Origin of the sequence: Bacillus cereus group sp. BfR-BA-01350 (genome assembly GCF_022663775.1) — a bacterium.
GTDB lineage: Bacteria > Bacillota > Bacilli > Bacillales > Bacillaceae_G > Bacillus_A > Bacillus_A paranthracis.
The window spans coordinates 1-313 of record NZ_JAKUGD010000044.1 but is presented as its reverse complement, the minus strand read 5'-3'; the positions used below and the strand labels follow the sequence as shown (position 1 = coordinate 313).

The window sequence follows — 313 nt, the reverse complement described above, 5'->3', positions numbered from 1 at the left end:
ATTATCGGGTTAACAACGTCAATTAAGATTTGTAAATAAAATAAAAAATAAAAACGAGAGGATGAATGAAATGTCAAAAGGATACAAGTTCACAAAAGAAGAGTTAGTAGAAGCGTGGAAAGATCCACAAGTAAGAGAGAAGTTAAAAGATTTACCAAACCATCCATCGGGAAAAGCGTTAAATGAATTAAGCGAAGAAGAATTAGCGGAAATCCAAGGGGCATCAGATGTACAACCAGAAACAACACCACTTTGTGTGGGAGTCATTATCGGGTTAACAACGTCAATTAAGATTTGTAAATAAAATAAAAAA

Annotated in this window: 1 protein-coding gene; it reads left to right on the top strand. The window is 33.2% G+C overall.

Annotated elements, in window-relative coordinates; all coding sequences use genetic code 11:
* Positions 1 to 70: 70 nt before the first annotated feature.
* Positions 71 to 304: a mersacidin family lantibiotic gene (locus MR147_RS26855; protein WP_046198765.1), complete on the top strand. Its 234-nt coding sequence runs from the start codon at positions 71 to 73 to the stop codon at positions 302 to 304.
* Positions 305 to 313 lie beyond the last annotated feature (9 nt).

Excerpts from the sequence above, each read along its gene's own strand:
- MR147_RS26855 (WP_046198765.1), top strand. The coding sequence starts at position 71 with ATGTCAAAAGGATACAAGTTCACAAAAGAAGAGTTAGTAGAAGCGTGG.